At 56.8% G+C, this 20,137-nt stretch carries 14 protein-coding genes; 10 read left to right on the top strand and 4 right to left on the bottom strand.

The features are described 5' to 3' along the window. The first annotated feature begins 488 nt into the window (after window positions 1-488). Window positions 489-2,759 carry an RNA-binding transcriptional accessory protein gene (locus JRF57_10750; GenBank protein ID MBW2304177.1) on the top strand — a complete coding sequence of 757 codons (2,271 nt, stop codon included), beginning with the start codon at window positions 489-491 and terminating at the stop codon, window positions 2,757-2,759. Here the strand turns inward: JRF57_10750 and JRF57_10745 are convergent. From JRF57_10745 to JRF57_10735, 3 genes are read right to left on the bottom strand one after another with little or no spacing between them, the layout of a single operon-like run. Further along, window positions 2,746-5,781: an efflux RND transporter permease subunit gene (locus JRF57_10745; GenBank protein ID MBW2304176.1), complete on the bottom strand. Its 3,036-nt coding sequence runs from the start codon at window positions 5,779-5,781 to the stop codon at window positions 2,746-2,748. The genes JRF57_10750 and JRF57_10745 overlap by 14 nt on opposite strands. Next, the gene (locus tag JRF57_10740; protein MBW2304175.1) at window positions 5,778-6,827 is read right to left on the bottom strand and encodes an efflux RND transporter periplasmic adaptor subunit; all 1,050 of its coding nucleotides are present in this window, start codon (window positions 6,825-6,827) and stop codon (window positions 5,778-5,780) included. Before JRF57_10740 ends, JRF57_10745 begins: the two co-directional genes overlap by 4 nt. A 3-nt stretch (window positions 6,828-6,830) precedes the next feature. Beyond that, complete coding sequence (locus JRF57_10735; protein ID MBW2304174.1) at window positions 6,831-7,463, bottom strand: TetR/AcrR family transcriptional regulator; 633 nt, start codon at window positions 7,461-7,463, stop codon at window positions 6,831-6,833. 275 nt (window positions 7,464-7,738) lie between these two features. Between JRF57_10735 and JRF57_10730 the strand changes: the two genes are divergently transcribed. The 8 genes from JRF57_10730 (at window position 7,739) to JRF57_10695 (ending at window position 16,536) form a co-directional block, all read left to right on the top strand. Next, complete coding sequence (locus tag JRF57_10730) at window positions 7,739-10,768, top strand: CoB--CoM heterodisulfide reductase iron-sulfur subunit A family protein (protein MBW2304173.1); 3,030 nt, start codon at window positions 7,739-7,741, stop codon at window positions 10,766-10,768. Between the two features lie 67 nt (window positions 10,769-10,835). Beyond that, entirely contained in the window at window positions 10,836-11,267 is a 432-nt protein-coding gene (locus JRF57_10725) for a hydrogenase iron-sulfur subunit (protein MBW2304172.1), read from the top strand. Continuing rightward, window positions 11,267-12,217, top strand: a complete 951-nt coding sequence (locus JRF57_10720; GenBank protein MBW2304171.1) for a 4Fe-4S dicluster domain-containing protein — start codon at window positions 11,267-11,269, stop codon at window positions 12,215-12,217. Before JRF57_10725 ends, JRF57_10720 begins: the two co-directional genes overlap by 1 nt. A 60-nt stretch (window positions 12,218-12,277) precedes the next feature. Then, window positions 12,278-13,327 (top strand): 4Fe-4S dicluster domain-containing protein, encoded by a 1,050-nt coding sequence (locus tag JRF57_10715; protein ID MBW2304170.1) that lies wholly within the window; start codon window positions 12,278-12,280, stop codon window positions 13,325-13,327. A gap of 90 nt (window positions 13,328-13,417) precedes the next feature. After that, the gene (locus tag JRF57_10710) at window positions 13,418-14,260 is read left to right on the top strand and encodes an FAD/NAD(P)-binding protein (protein MBW2304169.1); all 843 of its coding nucleotides are present in this window, start codon (window positions 13,418-13,420) and stop codon (window positions 14,258-14,260) included. Between the two features lie 286 nt (window positions 14,261-14,546). Then, window positions 14,547-15,212, top strand: a complete 666-nt coding sequence (locus JRF57_10705; protein MBW2304168.1) for a nitrate reductase — start codon at window positions 14,547-14,549, stop codon at window positions 15,210-15,212. 49 nt (window positions 15,213-15,261) lie between these two features. Beyond that, a complete protein-coding gene (locus JRF57_10700) occupies window positions 15,262-16,011 on the top strand; it encodes a (Fe-S)-binding protein (protein MBW2304167.1) in 750 nt (249 codons plus the stop codon). A gap of 78 nt (window positions 16,012-16,089) precedes the next feature. Then, window positions 16,090-16,536, top strand: a complete 447-nt coding sequence (locus tag JRF57_10695) for a (Fe-S)-binding protein (protein MBW2304166.1) — start codon at window positions 16,090-16,092, stop codon at window positions 16,534-16,536. A gap of 70 nt (window positions 16,537-16,606) precedes the next feature. On the opposite strand, the gene JRF57_10690 is transcribed toward JRF57_10695, so the two are convergent. Next, window positions 16,607-18,181 (bottom strand): response regulator, encoded by a 1,575-nt coding sequence (locus JRF57_10690; protein MBW2304165.1) that lies wholly within the window; start codon window positions 18,179-18,181, stop codon window positions 16,607-16,609. A 916-nt stretch (window positions 18,182-19,097) separates the two neighbouring features. Here JRF57_10690 and JRF57_10685 point away from each other — a divergent pair. Next, on the top strand, window positions 19,098-19,724 hold the full coding sequence (locus tag JRF57_10685) for a hypothetical protein (protein MBW2304164.1): 627 nt from the start codon (window positions 19,098-19,100) through the stop codon (window positions 19,722-19,724). Window positions 19,725-20,137: the final 413 nt, after the last annotated feature.

Raw genomic sequence — 20,137 nt, 5'->3', positions numbered from 1 at the left:
GGGTTTCCCCCATCCCTAACCCCCTGAAATAACGAAGGTTTACCTGCTGCTGTCTGGCAGGCCTCCCGACAGGTCACTTCCGAAAAGATCCCCATGCCCCTTTTCCGGTGGTGCAGGCAATGGTTTTTTAGGCGAAATACTTGCTCTGGAGATTCCCCGGACAAGCCACGCCAGAGGCGGGCAGGCCAAGGGGGGCTATCCTATGGAAGGATGGCTCAAGCAAGGACCGATGGCCCCTTTTCCCGTGGAGCGAGCAGTGGTTTTCTGGTGAAACCCTTGCTCCAGAGATTCCCCGGGCAAGCTTGTCACGCCGTAGCTGTGAGAAGGGCGGAAGATTGGGCAAAAGGGGCGTTTTTTATGGGTCTCCTGGTAGAAAGAAGAAAGGAAGGGTATCGGGATTCCCGGGATTTGTATCTTGGGTATGGAAGCAATCGGTGCCGCCGCTCTGGCGGCAGAATTTGTCTTGAAGGAGTTGAAAATCAGAGAACATGAAAGAAGAACACATTAAGAAAATTGCAGAAGAACTGGACCTCGAACCCCGCCAGGTGCGGGCTACTGGAGTGCTTCTGGAAGAGGGGGCCACGGTGCCCTTCATTGCAAGGTACCGCAAGGAGGTTACGGGCAACCTGGACGAGGTGGCCATTCTAACGATTCGTGATCGTCTCAACCAACTGAGTGAGCTCGACAAGCGCCGGGAAAGCATTTTGAATTCCCTGAAAGAAAGAGAGATCCTCACGGAAGAGCTGGAGAAGAAGATCCTGGCCGCTGAGACCATGACCGTCCTGGAGGACATCTATCTCCCCTTCCGTCCCAAGCGGCGCACAAGGGCCGTTATCGCCAGGGAAAAGGGTCTTGAACCCCTGGCCAGACTTCTCTTTGAGCAGGATGAGTCGACGGATCCCCCGGAAGAGGCCAAGCGATACGTGGCGGATGATAAGGGCGTTCAGAACGTCGAGGAGGCCCTAGCCGGCGCCCGGGATATCATCGCGGAGTGGGTGAACGAAGACCAGGAGGCCAGAAGGATGATGCGGCGCCTGTTCACCGAAAAGGGGACATTCAAGTCGCGGGTGGTTGCGGGAAAGGAGGAAGAAGGAGCCAAGTACAGGGACTACTTCGACTGGGAGGAACCGATCGCCGGGGCCCCTTCTCACCGGATCCTGGCCATGCGCAGGGGTGAGCGGGAGGGTATCCTGGATCTTACCCTGCGTCCGCCGGAGGAAGAGGCCTTGGATCTCCTGGAAGAGTTGTTTGTAAAGGGAAAGGGCCCGGCTTCCGAACAGGTCAGGGAGGCGGTGCGGGACGGGTACAAGCGTTTGCTTTCCTATTCCATGGAGACGGAGATTCGGCTGGAGACCAAGCGGCGTGCCGACGCGGAGGCGATAAAGGTCTTTGCGGAAAACCTCCGGGAATTGCTCTTGGCTCCGCCCCTGGGGCGGAAGAACATCGTGGCGGTCGATCCCGGGATCCGAACGGGATGCAAGGTGGCGTGCCTTGACCGGCAGGGAAAACTGCTGCACACCGAGACGATCTATCCCTTCAGGTCCGAGAGGGAAAGGGCCCGTGCCGGGGAAATCTTCAAGACCCTATGCCGGCAATACCGGGCAGAGGCCGTGGCAGTCGGAAACGGCACGGCGGGCAGGGAGACGGAGTCCTTTGTAAGAGAACTGGGTCTCCCGGACGATATCCCGGTCATCATGGTTAACGAGAGCGGGGCTTCGGTCTACTCAGCGTCGGAGGCCGCCCGGCGGGAATTCCCCGATCTGGACGTCTCCTACCGGGGGGCGGTATCCATCGGCAGGCGCCTGATGGATCCCCTGGCCGAACTGGTGAAGATCGATCCCAAGTCCATCGGGGTGGGGCAATACCAGCATGACGTGAACCAGCACGATCTCAGGGCGCGGCTTGACGACGTGGTCACGAGCTGTGTCAATGCCGTGGGGGTGGAAGTAAACACGGCCAGCGAACAACTCCTGACTTATGTGTCGGGGCTGGGCCCGCAGTTGGCGAGTAATATCATCGCCTTCAGGAACGAAAACGGCCCTCTGGCCTCCAGGGAAGAACTGAAGAAAGTGAAACGGCTGGGTCCCAAGGCCTTCGAACAGGCGGCGGGCTTTCTTCGGATCAGGGACGGCGAGAATCCCCTGGACGGCAGCGCCGTTCATCCGGAATCCTACCCGATCGTGGAGAGGATGGCCCGGGACCTGGGGTGCGAGGTGCGGGACCTCATGAAGGATGGGACCCTCCGGGAACGGATCGATCTTTCCAGGTACGTGACAGACAAGGTGGGGCTGCCCACCTTGAAGGATATCATGCAGGAATTGGCCAAGCCCGGGCGGGACCCTCGAAAACGCTTCGAGAACGTGAAATTCGCCGAGGGTGTCGAGCATATCGAGGACCTTCGCCCGGGGATGCGCCTTTCGGGCATCGTCACGAACGTCACGGCCTTCGGCGCCTTCGTGGACATCGGCGTTCATCAGGACGGCCTAGTCCATATAAGCCAGCTCGCCGAGCGTTACGTAAAAGACCCCGGCGAGGTGGTGCGGGTCAATCAAAGGGTGGAAGTGACCGTGCTGGAAGTGGATCCGGAGAGGAATCGTATAGCTTTGTCCATGAGGGAGAACCCGGCGGAGGGGCGGAAAAGGGATGAAAAGGACCCCCGGGGTAGCCGCAAGAGAAAGGGTGGGTCCGAAAAGGAGCGTGGCAAGCGAACCCCCGGCCCCTTCAATAATCCGTTCGCCAGGGCCTTCAAAAAGAGGTAGTGGGCCGGCGGCCCTTGCCCTCCAGGGCCTCGTAGGCAACGGGAATGAGCAGGAGGGTGAGGAGGGTCGCCATGGAGAGGCCGAAAATAATCACGTTTCCCATGGGTCCCCAGAGGCTCCCCCCGCGCAGCGCCAAGGGTAGAAGTCCTCCCACAGTGGAAATAGTGGTGAGCATCACGGGCCGGAAACGGAGTTTCCCCGCCTCCAGGATCGCATCCCGGGTGTTTTTTTCCTTCCTGAGCACATTGATGAAATCCATGAGCACGATGGCGTCGTTGACCACGATCCCCGTAAGGCTCACCACCCCCAGGAAGGCCATGAATCCGAAGGGATATCCGGTGATCCACAGCCCAAGGACCGCCCCCACCAGCCCGAAGGGGAGAGAGAAGGCGATGATGAAGGGCTGCCTGTAAGAGTTGAACTGGGCCACCAGGACGATGTAGACCAGCAGGAATGCGGCGACCATGGACCACCCCAGGCTCACGAAGGATTCGGTGCGCTCCTTGGTTTCTCCTTCATAGGATACCAGGTATCCCGGGGGGATCTTGATGGAGGCGGTCCGGGCCTTGAGTTCCTTGACGATTGTTTCCGGGAGAGTGCCTTGCACCTCGCTTCGGACCGTCACGGTGCGGGTTCGGTCTTCCCGGGTGATGGATCCGATATCGTCCACGAACCTGACATCGGCGACCTGCCGGAATGGAATCTTCGGCCCGAAGAGGGATTTTAAGTGGATTTTATCGAAGAGGCCGGGATCGTTCCGGGAAAACTCCCCCAGAGACACTACAACCTCCACCTCCTCGTCCTCCTGGCGGAAACTGGTGGCGGTGGTCCCGTAAATCGCCGTCCGCAGACTCCGGGCGATCACGGCGTTGGTGATTCCCAGGAGGCGTGCCTTTTCCGAATCCACGGTGACCTTGAGTTGGGGAACGGAGCGTGCGGCATCGTCCCTCACGTCCACCGCTCCGGGTATGGTCGAGAGCCGGGACTTATACTCCGCTGCCAGAGTTTTCAGGATTTCGAGGTTATCGCCCTTGATCTTTACGGCCACCGGGGCCCCCACCGGCGGACCCTGTTCCAGTTCCTTGAGGTCGATTCGAACACCGGGCAGTCGGTCCAATTCCTTCCTGAGTTCCCGAATCACCCCGGCCGCGGTGATCCCCGGGATTTCCCTGTTGATGGTTACGAAGAACTGGGCCCTGTTAGGCGTCTTGGTGCGGAAGAAATTGATGTTGTAATAGATGCGGGGGCCCACGCCGCCGATGTGGGTCATGACCTCCTTGATCTCCTTTTTGGACAGGAGGATCTTCTCAATGTCCCGGGCCAGGTTCAGGGTGGTGTCAAAGTTGGTCCCAACGGGGAGTTCCGCCTCGATCACGAAGAGATCCTTCTCGGCCTTGGGGAAGAACTGGAGTCCCAGCTTTGGGATGAAGTAAAGAGAGGCCAGAAAGGCGGCCAGGGCGAGGAGCGAGACTAGGACCTTGTGAGAGAGGGCCCAGCGGAGGACGGCCTGGTAACCCTTAAGGATCAGACTGGAGCCGCCCCCCTCTTCAGGGGCACCGTTTGCCTTGAGGAACCGGTGGCTCATGAGGGGCGAGACAAAGACGGCCACCAGGAGGGATCCGAAGAGGGCGAAGATCATTGTGAGGGGGAGCCCCCGGATGAATTGGCCTGTTTCCCCGGTCATGAAGAGAAGGGGTGCGAAAGCGAGTACCGTGGTCAGGGTCGAGGAGGTGATGGCCCCGAGAACTTCGCCGCTGCCGTCTATGGCGGCTTCCCAGCGGCCCTTTCCCAGGCTCAAGTGGCGCTGGATGTTTTCAACCACAACGATCCCGTTGTCCACGAGCATCCCAAGGACGATCACCATGGCAGCAAGGGTGATTTGATTGAGGGTATGTCCCTCCAGGAAAAGGTTGATCAGGGCGAAGGCGATGGAGAGGGGGAGCAAAAAGGCCACGATGAAGGCCATGCGTGCGTTCATGAGAAACACGGTAAGGAGGATCACCAAACCCGCCCCCATCAGCAGGTTGTTGCGGAAGTCCTTGATTCGGTGGGAGACCGAGAGGGCCTGATCGGCGAATACCTGCACCTTGAGGCCGGGAGGGAGGGAGCGGGAGAGGATGTGGAGGTGTTTTCGGATCTCCCGGGAAGCCTGGAGCATGTTGGCACGGGGTTTCTGGGTGACGAGGATATTGATGCCCTTGCGCCCGTTGAACCGGACCATGAATTCGGGTCGCTCAAGGGTGTCCTTCACCACTGCGAGATCACGCAGGAGCACGGGCCTTCCCCGGTAGGCCCCCACGACCGTTTCTCCGATCTCCCGGACCCCGGAGAATTCTTTTTCGGTCCTGACGAGAAACCTCCTGCTCCCGATGTCCATGGAGCCCCCGGGAAGATCTACGTTTTCACTCTTGAGCGCCCCGATGACGTCCTCCAGGGAGAAACCATACTGGGAAAGGCGCTCTTCGTCGATCTCCACGCGGACTTGCCTTTCTTGTTCCCCCTCGATGTAAACACTTTTAACCTGAGGGATTTTTTCCAGATCCCGCCGGATGAACTTGGCCTGTCGGTAGAGTTCAGTATAGTCGGAAGGACCGCTCAGGTTGACGATGAGGGAAACGGTCTCAGTCTTCCAGCGGATGATCTCCGGATCAAGGGCCTCCTCGGGGAGTTCCGCCTCGGCCTCCCGCACTTTTTCCCGGAGTTCCTGGATGTCCTTGTCGATGTCCGAGTCGGCCTCGAACCGGATGATGATCAGGGCGTTTCCCTGGGAAGATGTAGAGATGATTTTATCCACCGCCTCGATTTCGTTGATCTTGTCCTCGAGGGGAATGGAGACATGCCGCTCTATGTCCCTGGGGCCGGCGCCCGGATAATGCACCAGGATCGTGGCCCCGGGGGCGCTGATGAGTGGATCCTCCCGGCGGGGGATAAGGAGGTAGGAAAGGATCCCCATCACCAGGAGCAGGAGGATTCCCAAGGTGGTCAAGCGATATCGACGAATGGCAGATTGGACGAGTTTCACCTGGGTACCCTTCCTCTTTGCACCAGGAGGACCTTTTGCCCGTCGCTCAGGTATTCCCCGCCCGCGATGACCACCTGATCGCCCGGCGAAAGGCCTTCCAGGATTTCCACCTCCGGGCCTGTGATATCACCGGTCCGAACCGAGCGTTTCAGCGCCTTTCCGTTCTTTACCACGAAAAGGTAGGGGGCGGAGCCGAGATCGAAGAGGGCATCCAGGGGCACCCACAGGGCCGGGGCCTTTACCCCTTCCGGGATTTCAACCCGGGCCACGAGACCGGGCCGGAGTTTGCCGCCGGGGTTGTCCAATCGGATGACGACCCTTAGGGTTCTGGAGAGGGGATCGGCAAGGGGTTCGAGTCGCAGAACGCGGCCCTTGAACAGGGTTCCGGGGGCGCAGTCGGCCCGGATCCGGGCGGACTGCCCTTTATGAATGCGGGGGATCAGGGTGTCTGACACCGCGGCCTTGAGTAAAATAGGGTCAGTTTCGGCAAGGATCGCGATAGGGCCCCCCGCAGGGACCACTTCACCCACCTCGGCCAGCTTCCGGGTCACCAGCCCGGAAAAGGGGGCGTGGACGACGGTGTTTTTAAGGAGATCTTCCACGATATCCACTTCGGCCTCAATGGCGATGAGCGCGGAGCGGGCATCCTGAAGGGCTGCCTTTGGGACGCTTTTCTGCCGATAAAGGCGTTCCATCCGGTCGAGGTTCCTTTTGGCCTTGTTCCGCTGCTCCAGGGCCTTTCTGCGCCTGGCAAGGAGTTCAGCCCTCTCGAGCCGGCCCATCGGTGCCCCCCGTTCGACCCGCGCTCCTTCATCGAAAAGGAGGGCCTTGATTTTTCCGCCGATCTTGAACCCCACCTTCGCCTCCCGGTTGGCCTCAAGGATGCCGACCAGGTGGATGAGTCGGTTCCGCGTGCTCGGCCGCACCTCCATGATCTTCGCTGCAACCCTTCGGTTTTCTTGTTCGGGCCCGACTTTTTCCCCACCCTGGTTGCAGGCTGCAAGGCAAAGGAGCAAGGCAAGGCTCAAGGAACGATTAAATTGCATCCCCTAGGTTCCCTTCCTCAACCCCCTCAGGATCAATTCCATGCCGGCTTGAATCACCTGGTCCGGGGGACTTTGAAAAAATTTCCTGTGTTCTTCCTCTTCCAGGAGCAGAACGATCCCATTGAAGGAGCCCCAGGTAAGGAGGGCCAGATCCATGGGATCCTGATCCACGAGGGCCCCTTTACTGATGCCTTCCCGAATGGCCTCTGCGACGTATTCGAGACAGGCCATGCCCTGCCGGTCACACTGGAGGAAGAGATCCTGGGACACGGATGAGGCCAGTTCTCCGTGATGAAGGAGGAAGAGGATCTTGAAATAGGGCCTGTGTTCCAGGTAGAAGCGGTAATAGGCCCGGCCGATCCTCCGGAGTTGGTCTTCCCAGGTTACTGCCCCCTTGACGGCCTCCTTGAACCGGGCATGCAGCAGCTCCAGCCCCTCCAGGAGGATGGAAACGTAAAGCTCTTCTTTGCCCGGGAAATAGAGGTACAGGGTGCCTTTGCTGATCTCGGCCTTCTTCGCGATCTGGTCCATGGTGCTCCCCATGAAACCCCGCTCGAAGAAGACCGCCTTGGCGGCCTCCAGGATGGCCCGGCGTCTCGCTTTCTTTTCCCTTTCCTTTCGTTCCCTGATTCCCATGGCGGCTCTTTTCTTCTGACTTTCAGTCAATAAATGACTATTGGTCATAAATTAAACAATAGTCAGGTTTTGTCAACCCGAAAAAGGTTTGTTAATATGCCTCCGCTTTTTTGGTTGAAATGTGGCTACAATATAGTTACAATCCGGTCGATTTTTTTGGAAATTCCCTAATTGGTGTCCATCCATAAATCAGGCATTTCTTCCAGGCTCACAAGAGACTGGGGAAATGGCCGTTTATTGATGGACACTACTTGATTCCTGAGGAGAAACAAAACATGCCTGACGAGGTCAGAGGATCGGTGCTGATCGTGGGCGGCGGGATCGCCGGGATGCAGTGTGCTCTTGATGCAGCCAATTCCGGATACTATGTCTACCTTCTGGAAAGGAGCGCTTCCATTGGTGGGGCCATGGCCCAACTGGACAAGACATTTCCCACCAATGACTGTGCCATGTGAATTATCTCGCCTAAACTGGTCGAGGTCGGCCGGCATCTGAACATCGAGTTACTGACCCTGGCAGAGGTTGCGGACATCAAGGGCGAACCCGGGAATTTCAGGGTGGATGTCCTCCGGCACCCCCGGTACGTGGACATGGAGAAGTGTATCGCCTGCGGGACCTGTGCCGAGAAGTGTCCGAAGAAAGTAGATGACCTGTTCAACGAGGGGTTGATCAAACGCAAGGCGATCTACGTGGAGTACGCCCAGGCCGTACCCCTCAAGTATGCTATTGACCCCGAAAGCTGCATCTACCTCACCAAGGGAAAGTGCCGGGCCTGCGAGAAATTTTGTCCTACCGGGGCCATCAATTTCGATGAGAAGGAAGAGCGCGTGACCCTCGAGGTCGGGGCGGTGGTCCTTGCCCCGGGATTCAAGCCCTTTGATCCCTCCCTTTATACAACTTACAAGTATGCAGCGAATCCCAACGTGGTGACCAGCATGGAGTTCGAGCGCATCCTGAGCGCCACCGGGCCCTATCAGGGCCATCTCCAGCGCCCCTCGGACGGGAAGGAGCCGAGAAAGATCGCCTGGCTCCAGTGCGTGGGTTCCCGGGATCTCCACAAGTGTGACCACGGATACTGCTCGTCCGTTTGCTGCATGTACGCCGTCAAAGAAGCGGTCATCGCCAAGGAGCATGCGGGAAGCGACCTGGATTGCGCCGTCTTCTTCATGGACATGCGGACCCACGGAAAGGAGTTCGAACGTTATTACGAGGACGCCCGGAACAAGCATGGCATCCGCTTCATACGCTCCAGGGTTCCCACCGTGGACGCCGTCGAGGGACGTGATGAACTCGTGGTGCCTTACGTGGACGAAAATGGGAAGGTGGTCCGGGAGCCCTTCGACATGGTGGTGCTGTCAGTGGGGCTGGAGACCTCCCCAGGGGTAGTGGATCTGGCCCGTAAACTCGGCATCGATCTCACGGAGGGCCGGTTTTGCGATACAGGATCATTCCGGCCCGTGGCCACTTCCCGAGAAGGCATCTATGTCTGCGGCGCTTTCCAGGGACCTAAGGACATCCCCCAGTCCGTCATCGAGGCCAGTTCGGCTGCGGCCGAGGCAGGGGCCCTCCTGAGCCCCGCCAGGAATACCCTCGTCAGGGAGGTTGAGGTCCCGGAGGAGATAAACGTCGCGGGGGAGAGGCCCAGGATCGGGGTGTTCATCTGCCATTGCGGAATCAATATCGGCGGCGTGGTGGACGTCCCTGCGGTCCGTGACTATGCCGAGAGCCTTCCTTTCGTGGAATACGTGACGGACAATCTCTTTACCTGCTCAACGGATACCCAGGACATCATCGCCCGGGAGATCAGGGAAAAGGGCCTCAACCGGATAGTTGTGGCCGCCTGCACGCCCAAAACCCACGAACCCCTGTTCCAGGAGACCCTCGTCAACGCCGGGCTCAACAAGTATCTCTTCGAGATGACCAACATCCGCAACCAGGATTCCTGGGTACACAAGGACCACCCCGAGGAGGCCACCCTGAAGGCCAAGGACCTGGTCCGGATGGCCGTTGCAAAGGTCGCCCTCATGGAACCCCTCCAGGAGGCGGAGCTGGACATCAACCAGAGGGCCCTGGTGATCGGCGGCGGCATCTCGGGCATGACCTCAGCCAAGAGCCTCTCGGGTCAGGGTTACCGGGTCTCCCTTATCGAGCGTTCCGAAGCCCTCGGGGGGCAGGCCCTGAATCTTTTCAGGACCTGGAAGGGCGAGGATATCCGGGAGAATCTGGATCGGCTCGTGGAATCCGTCCGCTCAGACCCGAACATCGATGTGTACCTGAAGACCGAGTTGGCCGACGTGGAAGGATTTGTCGGAAACTTCAAGTCCACCCTCCGATCCGGAGACAAGGAAGAGGTGGTGGAACACGGAGTGGCGGTGATCGCCACCGGCGCGGCGGAATACCGGCCCCGGGAGTATCTCTACGGAGAGGATCCGAGGGTGCTTACCCACCTGGACCTGGACAGGAAGTTCATGGCCGATGATCCATCCCTGAAGGATGTCAAGACGGCCGTCTTCATCCAGTGCGTGGGCTCCAGGGAACCTGAAAGGCCCTATTGTTCCAGGGTCTGCTGTACCCACTCCATCGAGAGTGCCCTGCACTTGAAGAAGCTCAACCCGGAAATGAATATCTATATCCTTTATCGCGACATCCGTTCTTACGGCGAGAGGGAATACCTTTACCGGCAGGCCCGGATGGAAGGGGTGATGTTCATCCGCTATTCCCTGGAAAACAAACCCAGGGTGTCACCGGCGCCCGAGGGCCTGGAAATCGAGGTCTGGGACCCCATCCTGAGGGAGTCCATCGGGATCCGGGCTGATCTCCTGGCCCTGGCAACCGCTGTCGTGCCTTACCGGGACGAGAACCTGGCCCGGTTCTTCAAGGTCCCAATGAACGAAGACGGGTTCTTCGTGGAGGCCCATGCCAAGCTGGGACCCTCGGAGTTTTCGACGGACGGGGTGTTTCTCTGCGGCTTGGCCCACTATCCTAAACCCATCGATGAGAGCGTGGCCCAGGCCCTGGCGGCTTCCTCCCGGGCCGTGACCCTGCTGGCCAAGCGGAAGGTCAAGACCTCCGGCACGGTGGCTTACGTGAACCCGGCCGACTGCAGCAGTTGCGGGGTATGCGTGTCCATCTGCCCATACTCGGCCCCCTCCTTCCTGGCCGAGGGTCCCATGGCCGGGAAGGCCGAGATCAACCCGGTACTTTGCAAGGGATGCGGCCTTTGCGTGGCCTCCTGCCGGTCCGGGGCTATCAACCTGAGGGGATTCGAGGAAGGACAGATCATGGCCATGATCAATGAGATGTGAAATCGATTCCCCCCGCTCCAGATTTTACGGAGTGTGGATCCGCCCTTTTTGGCAAGAGGAGAAGTAAATGAACGACTGGCAACCGAAGATCACGGCGTTCCTGTGCAACTGGTGCAGCTACGGTGCAGCCGACCTGGCGGGCGTGAGCCGTTTCCAGTATCCCTCCAACATCCGGGTGATCCGGGTGCCCTGCTCGGCGCGGGTCAGCCCCAAGTTCATTCTGGCCGCCTTCCGCCACGGTGCCGACGGGGTATGGGTTTCCGGGTGACACCCCGGGGACTGCCATTACCTGGAGGGTAATTATTACGCGCGTAGACGATTCGCCCTGCTCAAGGGGCTGCTGGAACACGTCGGAATTGAGCCGGGCAGGCTCCATTTTTCCTGGATTTCATCCGCAGAGGCCACCAAGTTCGTGGAAGTGGCCATGGAGGTCGTCCAAGCGGTGAAGGAGGCAGGGCCGGCGAAGTACCTTATCAAGAGAAGGGCCGAGGTGGCATGATGCTGGAATACGGGAAGAGGATCCGGGAAATCGCCAAGAAGTTACTGGAAAACGGCTCCGTGGATCTGTTCATCGGGTACAGAAAGGGTACGGTCCCCATGACTAACGAGCCTGTGGTGATCCGGGATGCGGACAGGGTAGGGGAGCTTTATTGGGACAGCAACTGCGCGTTGAACCTTTGCAATTACCTCACCAAGCGCTCCGAGAAGATCGGGATCGTGGCCAACGGGTGTAATTCCCGTAGTATCGTAACCCACATCGTAGAGAACCAGATCCGGCGGGACCAGCTCTATATCGTGGGGATCCCTTGCACTGGAATGATCGATCACCGGGCCGTGAAACGGGCGGTCAACCAACGGGAAATCCGTGAGTTCACGGAGCATGGCGACTTTTTCACCGTCAAGGGTGAGGGCTTCGAGGAGACCTTTGAAAAGAAAAAGTTCATCCAGCGTAATTGCGCGACCTGCACTCATCACAACCCGGTGATTTACGATGAGATGATCGCCGATCCGGTTGAAGAACAGGAATCCACTCCCGATTACAGGGATGTGGAGAAGATCGAAGCCATGGCCCCGGAGCAGAAGTGGGGTTTTTTCACCAGGATGCTTTCCCGGTGCATCCGGTGCTACGCCTGCCGGAACGCCTGCCCCCTTTGCTATTGTCCGACGTGTTTTGTCGATGAATCCCAGCCCCAGTGGGTGGGAAAGAGCATCGATCCCGTCGATACCTTCACCTTTCATATCCTCCGGGCCTACCATTGTGCCGGGCGATGCACGGACTGCGGGGCCTGCGAGAGGGTTTGTCCGGTCGGAATTCCCGTCAGGCAGTTCACACGGAAGCTCAACAAGGATGCCCGGGATCTCTTCGGCTGGGAGGCGGGTCTCACGCTGGATCAAAGACCCCCGCTGGACGTATATAGACCGGACGATTACAACGATTTCATCCGGTAAAGGGAATTTCGTCGGGATTTTCATTACCCAGAATCCGCCGTTTTCATAAGGATGCATGCAATGAGTGCCAAGGTGTTCACCAAGGGAGAATGGAACGAGGTCCTTTGGGCCCTGAAAGATGCCTACGAGATCATCGTTCCGGTCAAGGACGGGGACTTCCATAGTTTCAGATCCCTCGAAGAGGGCGTACGGCCTAATTTCGATTTCCACAACACCCGTCTTTCCGCTAAGGGTGTGGTCTATCCTCAATCAGAGCGGATGTTCGAATATTCCTTGAATGAGGGGGACCCGGAGGCAAATATCTTAAAGGAATCCCCCAAGAATTTCGGTCCCCGTGCCGTCATGGGAATCCGGCCCTGTGACGCCCATGCCTTTGAGATTGTGAGGCGGAATTTTGACAACCCCGAGTACCGGGATCCCTGGTGGGTTCAGCGTTATGAATCCACAACCCTTGTGGGCCTGGGTTGCAATGAGCCCTGCGGAACCTGTTTCTGCACGTCCGTGGGGGGAGGCCCTTTCAGTGAAAGGGGACTGGACGTCTTGCTTTACGACCAGGGGGATGTGTTTCTCGCAAAGGGCCTTACCGACAAGGGTGAGGCCCTACTGGCAAGGGCTCCGGGAGGAAGGGAGGCCTCGGAAGAGGAGATGAAAAGAGCAGAGCAACATGCCGAAGATGTCACATCTTCTCTGGAGTCGACCGTTCCCAGTGACCGGCTCAAGGAAAAGGTGATCAACGAGCTTTTTGAGGCGCCCTTCTGGGAGGACCTGGCCTTCGCGTGCCTGAACTGCGGGGTCTGCACCTATCTCTGTCCTACCTGCTGGTGCTTTGATATCCAGGACGAGGTCTATGGAAAGGCGGGAGATCGTATTCGAAACTGGGACTCCTGCATGTTCCCACTCTTTACCCTCCACGGGTCGGGCCACAACCCGAGGGAACAGAAGTTTCAGAGGGTCCGCCAGCGGTTCATGCACAAGTTGAAATACTATGTGGACAAGTATGACAGCGGCGTCCAGTGTTCTGGCTGCGGGCGTTGTGTACAGTTCTGTCCCGTGAACATCGACATCCGGGACGTCTTTGTGCTCATGAATAATTTCGAAAAGGGTTCCTGATTTCGGGACCTCCCGGGGCCCGGATAATATGCTTTCCCTTCCCGGTGAAGGTTTCGGGATCGAGGATCTGGTTGATCAGGGGGTGTTTCCTTGAAAAATCCATACTTGCCCTACCCGGTTCGCATCGAAGAGATCATTACGGAGACCGAGGACAGGAACCTGAAGACCTTCAAGCTCGTGTTCCTGGATCCAGGAGACGAAAAGAAGTTCGCTTATGTTCCCGGCCAGTTTGCTGAACTCTCCATCGCCGGGGAGGGCGAAATTCCCATCGGTATCGCCTCCTCTCCCACGGAGAAAGGCCATGTAACCTTTACGGTCAACAAGGTGGGGCGGGTGACCCGGCACCTCCATAACATGAAGATTGGAGACGTCATGGGGCTCCGGGGCCCCTTGGGGAACTGGTATCCCTGGGAGGAGATGGAGGGCCGCAACGTGGTGATCATAGGAGGAGGGTTCGCCTTCACGACCCTGAGATCCAGCATCGTGTACATGCTGGATCCGGAAAACCGTGACAAATTTAAGGATATCACGGTTGTTTACGGGGCCAGGAACCCCGGAATGCTGCTCTACAAGGAAGAACTGGCTGCCTGGGAAAGGCGTGATGACATCAATATGCATATCACGGTGGACGCGACGGACGATCCGGACTGGAAGTACAATACCGGCTTCGTCCCAGCCATTACGGAACAGAAGATCACCAGCGCGGAGAATGCCATCGCCATCGTGTGCGGCCCGCCCGTCATGATCCGCTTCACCCAGCCCGTGCTGGAGCGGCTTGGGTTTCCTCCCGAAAGGATCATCCTCTCCCTCGAGATGCGCATGAAGTGTGGGATCGGGATCTGCGGCCGGTGCAATATCGGAGATCAATACGTCTGCAAGGACGGTCCTGTGTTTTCCCTGGCTCAGCTTAAGGACATGCCTTCCGAATATTAGCCTGCTTAGAGCACCTACTACATGCAGAGAAGGATTGACGTGCGATCGTCAATCCTTTTTTTTAACCCTGCGGAATGGATAGGGGTCCGCTAATTCATAGTTGACTAGGAGGATACGAGCGTATACATTGAAAACCTTTGAAATCGTCAATTTTACCCGAATCTGCATTAATTAGTGTCCATCCATAAATAAACTCAGGATCCCAGTTAACTTCAATCCCGTACATCGGTCGAAATCGTAATTGATGAGGTTGAGGTAAAGATAATGAAAGGAGATGGAGAGGACGATGGATTTTTCTTCCTTTGTCGAAGGTCCCTTGTTGTGGCTCGCCTTTCTTGTTTTCATCATCGGAACCGTTGTTCGGGTGGTCCTTACGGTATCCCTCGCCCGTAAGGCGGACAGGGTTGTATATCAATACTTCAGCCTGAAGTACGTCCTGGCCACCTTAGGGCGCTGGATATTGCCCCTGAACAAGGACGTGGCCAAGAATCCCGTATTCACCATCGCAGGATATGTCTTTCACGTCTGCCTGATCCTGGTCCCCATCTGGCTTGCCGGCCATGTAACCCTCTGGGAGGAATCCAGGTTCGAGTGGACGTGGCTTACCATCCCTGATGGTCTGGCCGATGTCCTGACCTTGATCCTACTGGCCATTGCTCTTTTTTTCCTGCTGCGGAGGATCCTGTTGCCCGATGTCAGGCTCCTTACCACCTTTTCCGATTACCTTGTACTTGTCGTAACGGCGCTACCCTTCCTGACGGGCTATTTCCTGATGCATGGCACCCTGGACGACCTGGGCTTTCTGGGGGATCATATCCGGACTATCCACATATTGTCCGGGGAACTGATGCTGATACTGATTCCCTTTACCAAGCTGAGCCACTTCATCCTCTTTTTCTTTTCCAGGAGCGCGACGGCTGTCGAGTTCGGCCGCCGAGGCTATTCCATGTGACCGGAACCCATTTGTGAATCCAAGCTATCCAGAGTTAAGGAGTCGAACGATGAGTGAGGAGATCAGCGCTAAAAAGATCATGGACTTTTTGAAACCGAGAATGAACGCCCGGTTCAAGACCTGGCTCAATATATGCGCCCACTGCGCCCTATGTGCCGATACATGTCACTTTTACCTGGCCAACGATAGGGATCCAAAGATGATCCCGGCCTACAAGGTGACTTTTCTCAAGGATATTCTTAGGAAAAAGGGGAAGGTTGACCGGGAATACTTACAGAAGGTCTATGATACGGTCTACCATGAGTGTAATCTCTGCCGGCGGTGCGCCCTTTTTTGTCCCTTTGGCATCGATATCGCCCTGATGATCGGCCTGTTACGCTCCCTCCTGTTTTCCCTGGGAATCGCTCCCGAGGGCTTGAAGGCCGCCATCGAGAATTACCGGGCCACGGGGAATCAGATGGCCGTCAGCGAAGAGGACTGGGTGGATACCCTGGAATGGTGCGAGGAGGAGACAGCGGATGAACTCGTGGGGTTAAAAATCCCCATCGACAAGAAGGGCGCTAAGATCATGTACACCGTGAATGCCCGGGAACCCAAGTTTTATCCACAGGACATCATGGAAGTGGCCAAGATTTTCCATGTGGCCGGAGAGGATTGGACCCTTCCCAGCAAGGAAGGCTGGGATGATACGAACCTCGCAATGTTCTGCGGCGACATGGAGACCGCCCGGAAGGTGGTGGAGAATACCTTCAAGAGGGCGGATGAGCTGGGGGTGCAGCAAGTCGCCGTAACCGAATGAGGCCATGCTTACCGAGCGCTTCGGTTCGAAGCGCCTACATGGCTGGGTTATGAACCCAAGCAGGAAGTGGTCCACTCCGTGGAACTCTTTCATGACTATATCAGGGACGGCCGTATCAAGCTTCGGGAAAAGGTCAAGGTTCCCACGACGCTACAGGACCCCTGCAACGTGATCCGGGGAGGCGGGCTTGCGGAGAAGAACCGGCGCCTGGCCGAGATGCTTTCGGAGGATTTCCGCCTTCCAAAAAACCAAGGAAACTACAATTTCTGTTGTGCCGGCGGGGGCGGGGCCATGCCCATGGGCGGCGAGATGAAGAAGTACCGGCTCAAGGCCGGCCGAGTCAAGGCCGAGCAGCTCCGGGAGACCGGTGCGGAACTGATCTTCGTCCCATGCCACAACTGTATCGACCAGATCCGGGATCTCATCAAGGAGTACGATCTCAAGTGCAAGGCAGTCCATTACAAGGAAGTCATTTCAGAACTCATGGAGATCCCGGAGGAGATGATCCCGAAAGAAGAGGAATAGGCCTCGACCCTTTCGCCCCTTGAATCCTTGAACCCACAGGCTGTCCCCGGCCGAAGTGGTCGTCGGCCTTTCATGCCCGTGGGCCTTCGGCTCCTTCCGGAAGGGATACGGGGATCTTCAACGTGAAAACGGTTCCCATCCCGGGACGGCTCTCTACGTGGACCGTTCCCTTGTGCCTGTCAACGATTCCGTAAACGGTCGAGAGGCCCAGCCCCAGACCCTCTCCCTCTGTCTTGGTGGAGAAAAAAGGATCAAAGATGTGTGGGAGATCCTCCGGTGGGATCCCCCGCCCCGTATCGGCCACCCGGATCTCCACGATTCCTTCTCTCGGTTCGAGAGAACTGCTCATGGTAAGGGTCCCGCCCTCTGGCATGGCGTCCACCGCGTTAAAAATGAGGTTGATCACGCACTGTTGGATCTGGTTGAAATCCCCTTCGATCAAGGGATTTGCCGGAGACAACTCAGTGCGGAGTTCGATGTTCTGAAGGGCCAGCTTATGCCCGCTCAGAAGGATGCATTTCTGCAAAAGCTCGTTCACGTTGACCGTGCGAAACTCCGTCTTGGATTTACGGGAGAAGGCCAGGAGATTGGACACGATCTTTGAGCACCGGTCGGTTTCGCTCTCCACAAGTGAGAGGTATTGCTTGAATTTATCAAGGTGCTCCGGCCCGGGAGCGCCTCGATTCAGGATCTTCTGCATGAGCCGGAGGTAGTTCAGGATCCCGGCAAGAGGATTGTTGATCTCGTGCACGACACTGGCGGCCAGCCTCCCCAGGGACATCATCTTGTGCTGGTGGAGGACGCGCGCCTGGTCGGCGAATCGCCTCTCCAACCTGCGGATTTCCCTCAGGTCCCTGAAGAAACCCACAAACCCGACCTCTTCTCCATCCTGGAAGAGTCGAGTGAGGGAGAGTTGGACCGGCACCTTTTTGCCGTCCCGGGTAAGGAGGGAAGTCTCGTAGAGGAAGAGGCGGTTCCTGCCGCCGAACTCCTCGGAATCGACGGCCTCTTTGAGAGTTTCTACCGATCCGACGGGGAAAAAGCGCTCGAAGTGCATCCGGCCCAACACGTCTTTTCTGGGGAATCCGGTCATGACCTCCATGCTTCGGTTGTATGTGACTACCCGGCCTTCCCGGTCACATGCCATGATTCCGTCTATGGAGCTTTCGATGAGGTTTTGTTGAAAATCGAAGGTCTTGGCGAGTTCCGCGGCCGTGGCCATGAGGCGGGTCTCGATCAGGCTGGTATACTCCTTCAGTTCCCGGCGCATTCCGGCACGGGTCTTGGCACGATCCAGGGCCACGAACAGAGCGTCGTCATCGATCGGTTTGAGGATGAAGTCAGATGCGCCGAGCCGGAGCGCCCGGATGGCGGTTTCCATTTCCCCAAAGGCGGTAACCACGATCACTTCCTTGTCCGGATCCTGCTCCTTGACTTGCCTGAGGACCTCGATTCCGTCCATTCCAGGCATGCGCACATCCGTGATGACGATTTGGGGCGACTCCTTGCGACATAACCCGAGTCCCGTCTCACCATCCCCGGCGGTAATCACCTCATACCCGCGGTCTTGGAGGGCGATGGCCAGGACCTTGCGGATCCCTTCTTCATCATCAATGATCAGAACTTTCCAGCCGTTTTCATTCATGACACTTTCGCTTTCATGCCCTTGATCCGCCAGATAAAGAACCCCTCGCCCAACCGGAAATCAGGCAGCTCACCAGAGTTTGAGATGACAGATTCCGCCGATGCTTCTGTCCGTCCTGGCCCCAAGCCGGCAGGAATGTAAGAAAATCCCAGACCTCTTCCTGAAAAATATCGGTTTCTGCTTCTCGAGGTGTGGATGGAGCATGAGTCTGAGAGTGGCTGTTACGCCTGAGATGTGTCGCTGATATTAGTTCGCTTGAGGCTGAAGATGATCCTATTTCGGACACCGATAAGGCGAAATCTTTTTACCCGAAAAGGGCCCACAAGTCAAATCGCGTGGGTTTTAATATTCATTTAACGGGAAAGTTCAGACGATAGCAGGTGTCCGGATCCGGCGGCTGGAAGATAGGGTGTTCAGGATGGCTCTGAAGGAGATGAAAGTGTTTCACGATGAACAATCCAGGACGGATAATGATGGCTAAAAAAGTACTTGACATTTTATTCTATTTCTGGTTAGTGCTGTTTGCTACAGCGGTACTTTGTTGCCGTTCGGAGCACATGCCGTGTTTTTTGGCATACCGAGAAGATTGCTTTTCTTTTTTGTCTTACCTTGTTTTACCTGTACATCTTGTTTTTTCTTGAGTTTTAAAATCTGAGTCTGACGCAGCCCGTCCGCCGGTTGTTTGGCGGGTTTGTCACGCCGCAGCCGTGACGGGTACGGAAGATTGGACGTGGAGGTTTCGCAAGGGGGCTCTCTCTGTTTGACCTATAGAGGATTACCCCTGCCTGCGTTTTTGTCTCGAGGAGAAAGAGGGACTTTTCTGAGACGGAAAAGTCCCGGGGGCGGACGTAGTCCCTACATTGTTTTTCTTCATGATGCGGATCCGTCTTACGTTGCTATTCGGGGGTTATACTCAGTGCTGGGAAGCAAGTATCGAGGTGAGCGAAAGAATAAGGTGATAGGTTCCGGCTCCAAAAGGGAAAGGGAGATGAGAGCAAAAGGATTGCTGGTGATTTTTTTACTTTTTGCTGTTTTGCTGTTTTTTCCGTCCCGGGGGTGGTCCACGAGTGCATCGATAACCCTTGGAGGCTCTGAAGGGGCTATTCCGCTTCACGCATCTGGCTCATTTACGGCTTATGAGGAGTGTGACGATGAAACACCGCCAAATTGTGTGACCAACGATTTGGGGTCCCTTACGGTTTACCATGAGAATACAGCAATAGGTGGTTCGTCGGGTAACGGTTCTGCCACCTGGTCGACAATCATCGACGGTGGGGCATTAAGCCAGGGAGAACACACCTTTAAAGCTGTAGCGGTTGATTCACATGGGGTTTCTGCCACAGACACGGTCACCATCAAAATAGACAATACTCCGGTTTTAATTGTCAACAGTCTCGGCCAGGTGGAGGGGGCGTTTGACATAACAGGATCGGTTGAGTTCAAGGAACATGTTGGGGGTGAAGAGGGTTATGTTCAGATTTTCATTGACGGATCACCCTATGGTTACAAGTGGTACGAGGGGACGAGTGTAGGGTGGAGTTAGGTGGAGTTATTCTGACATAAAGGGGAAGAAGCTTGACGCTGGGCAGTGGTCTCAGGGGGAGCACACGATAGAGGTTTACGCTTACGCTGCGAATGGTGCCTGGTCTTCTGCCACGGGTAGTTTTGTTATTGATAATACGCCTGGAGTGAGCGTCAACAGTCCTGGTCAGGTGGAGGGTGAGTTTGACATAACTGGGACGGTTGAGTTCAAGGAGTGTGTTGAGGGCAATGAAGGGTATGTGTATATATACATTGACGGATCCTCCTATGGTTACAAGTGGTATGAGGGGACGAGTGTAAGGTGGAGTTATTCTGACATAAAGGGGAAGAAGCTTGACGCTGGGCAGTGGTCTCAGGGGGAGCACACGATAGAGGTTTACGCTTACGCTGCGAATGGTGCCTGGTCTTCTGCCA

This window comes from Deltaproteobacteria bacterium, from assembly GCA_019310525.1.
Taxonomy (GTDB): domain Bacteria; phylum Desulfobacterota; class DSM-4660; order Desulfatiglandales; family HGW-15; genus JAFDEE01.
Note: the sequence above shows the minus strand (reverse complement) of the source record. Positions and strands in the feature narration are given on the sequence as shown.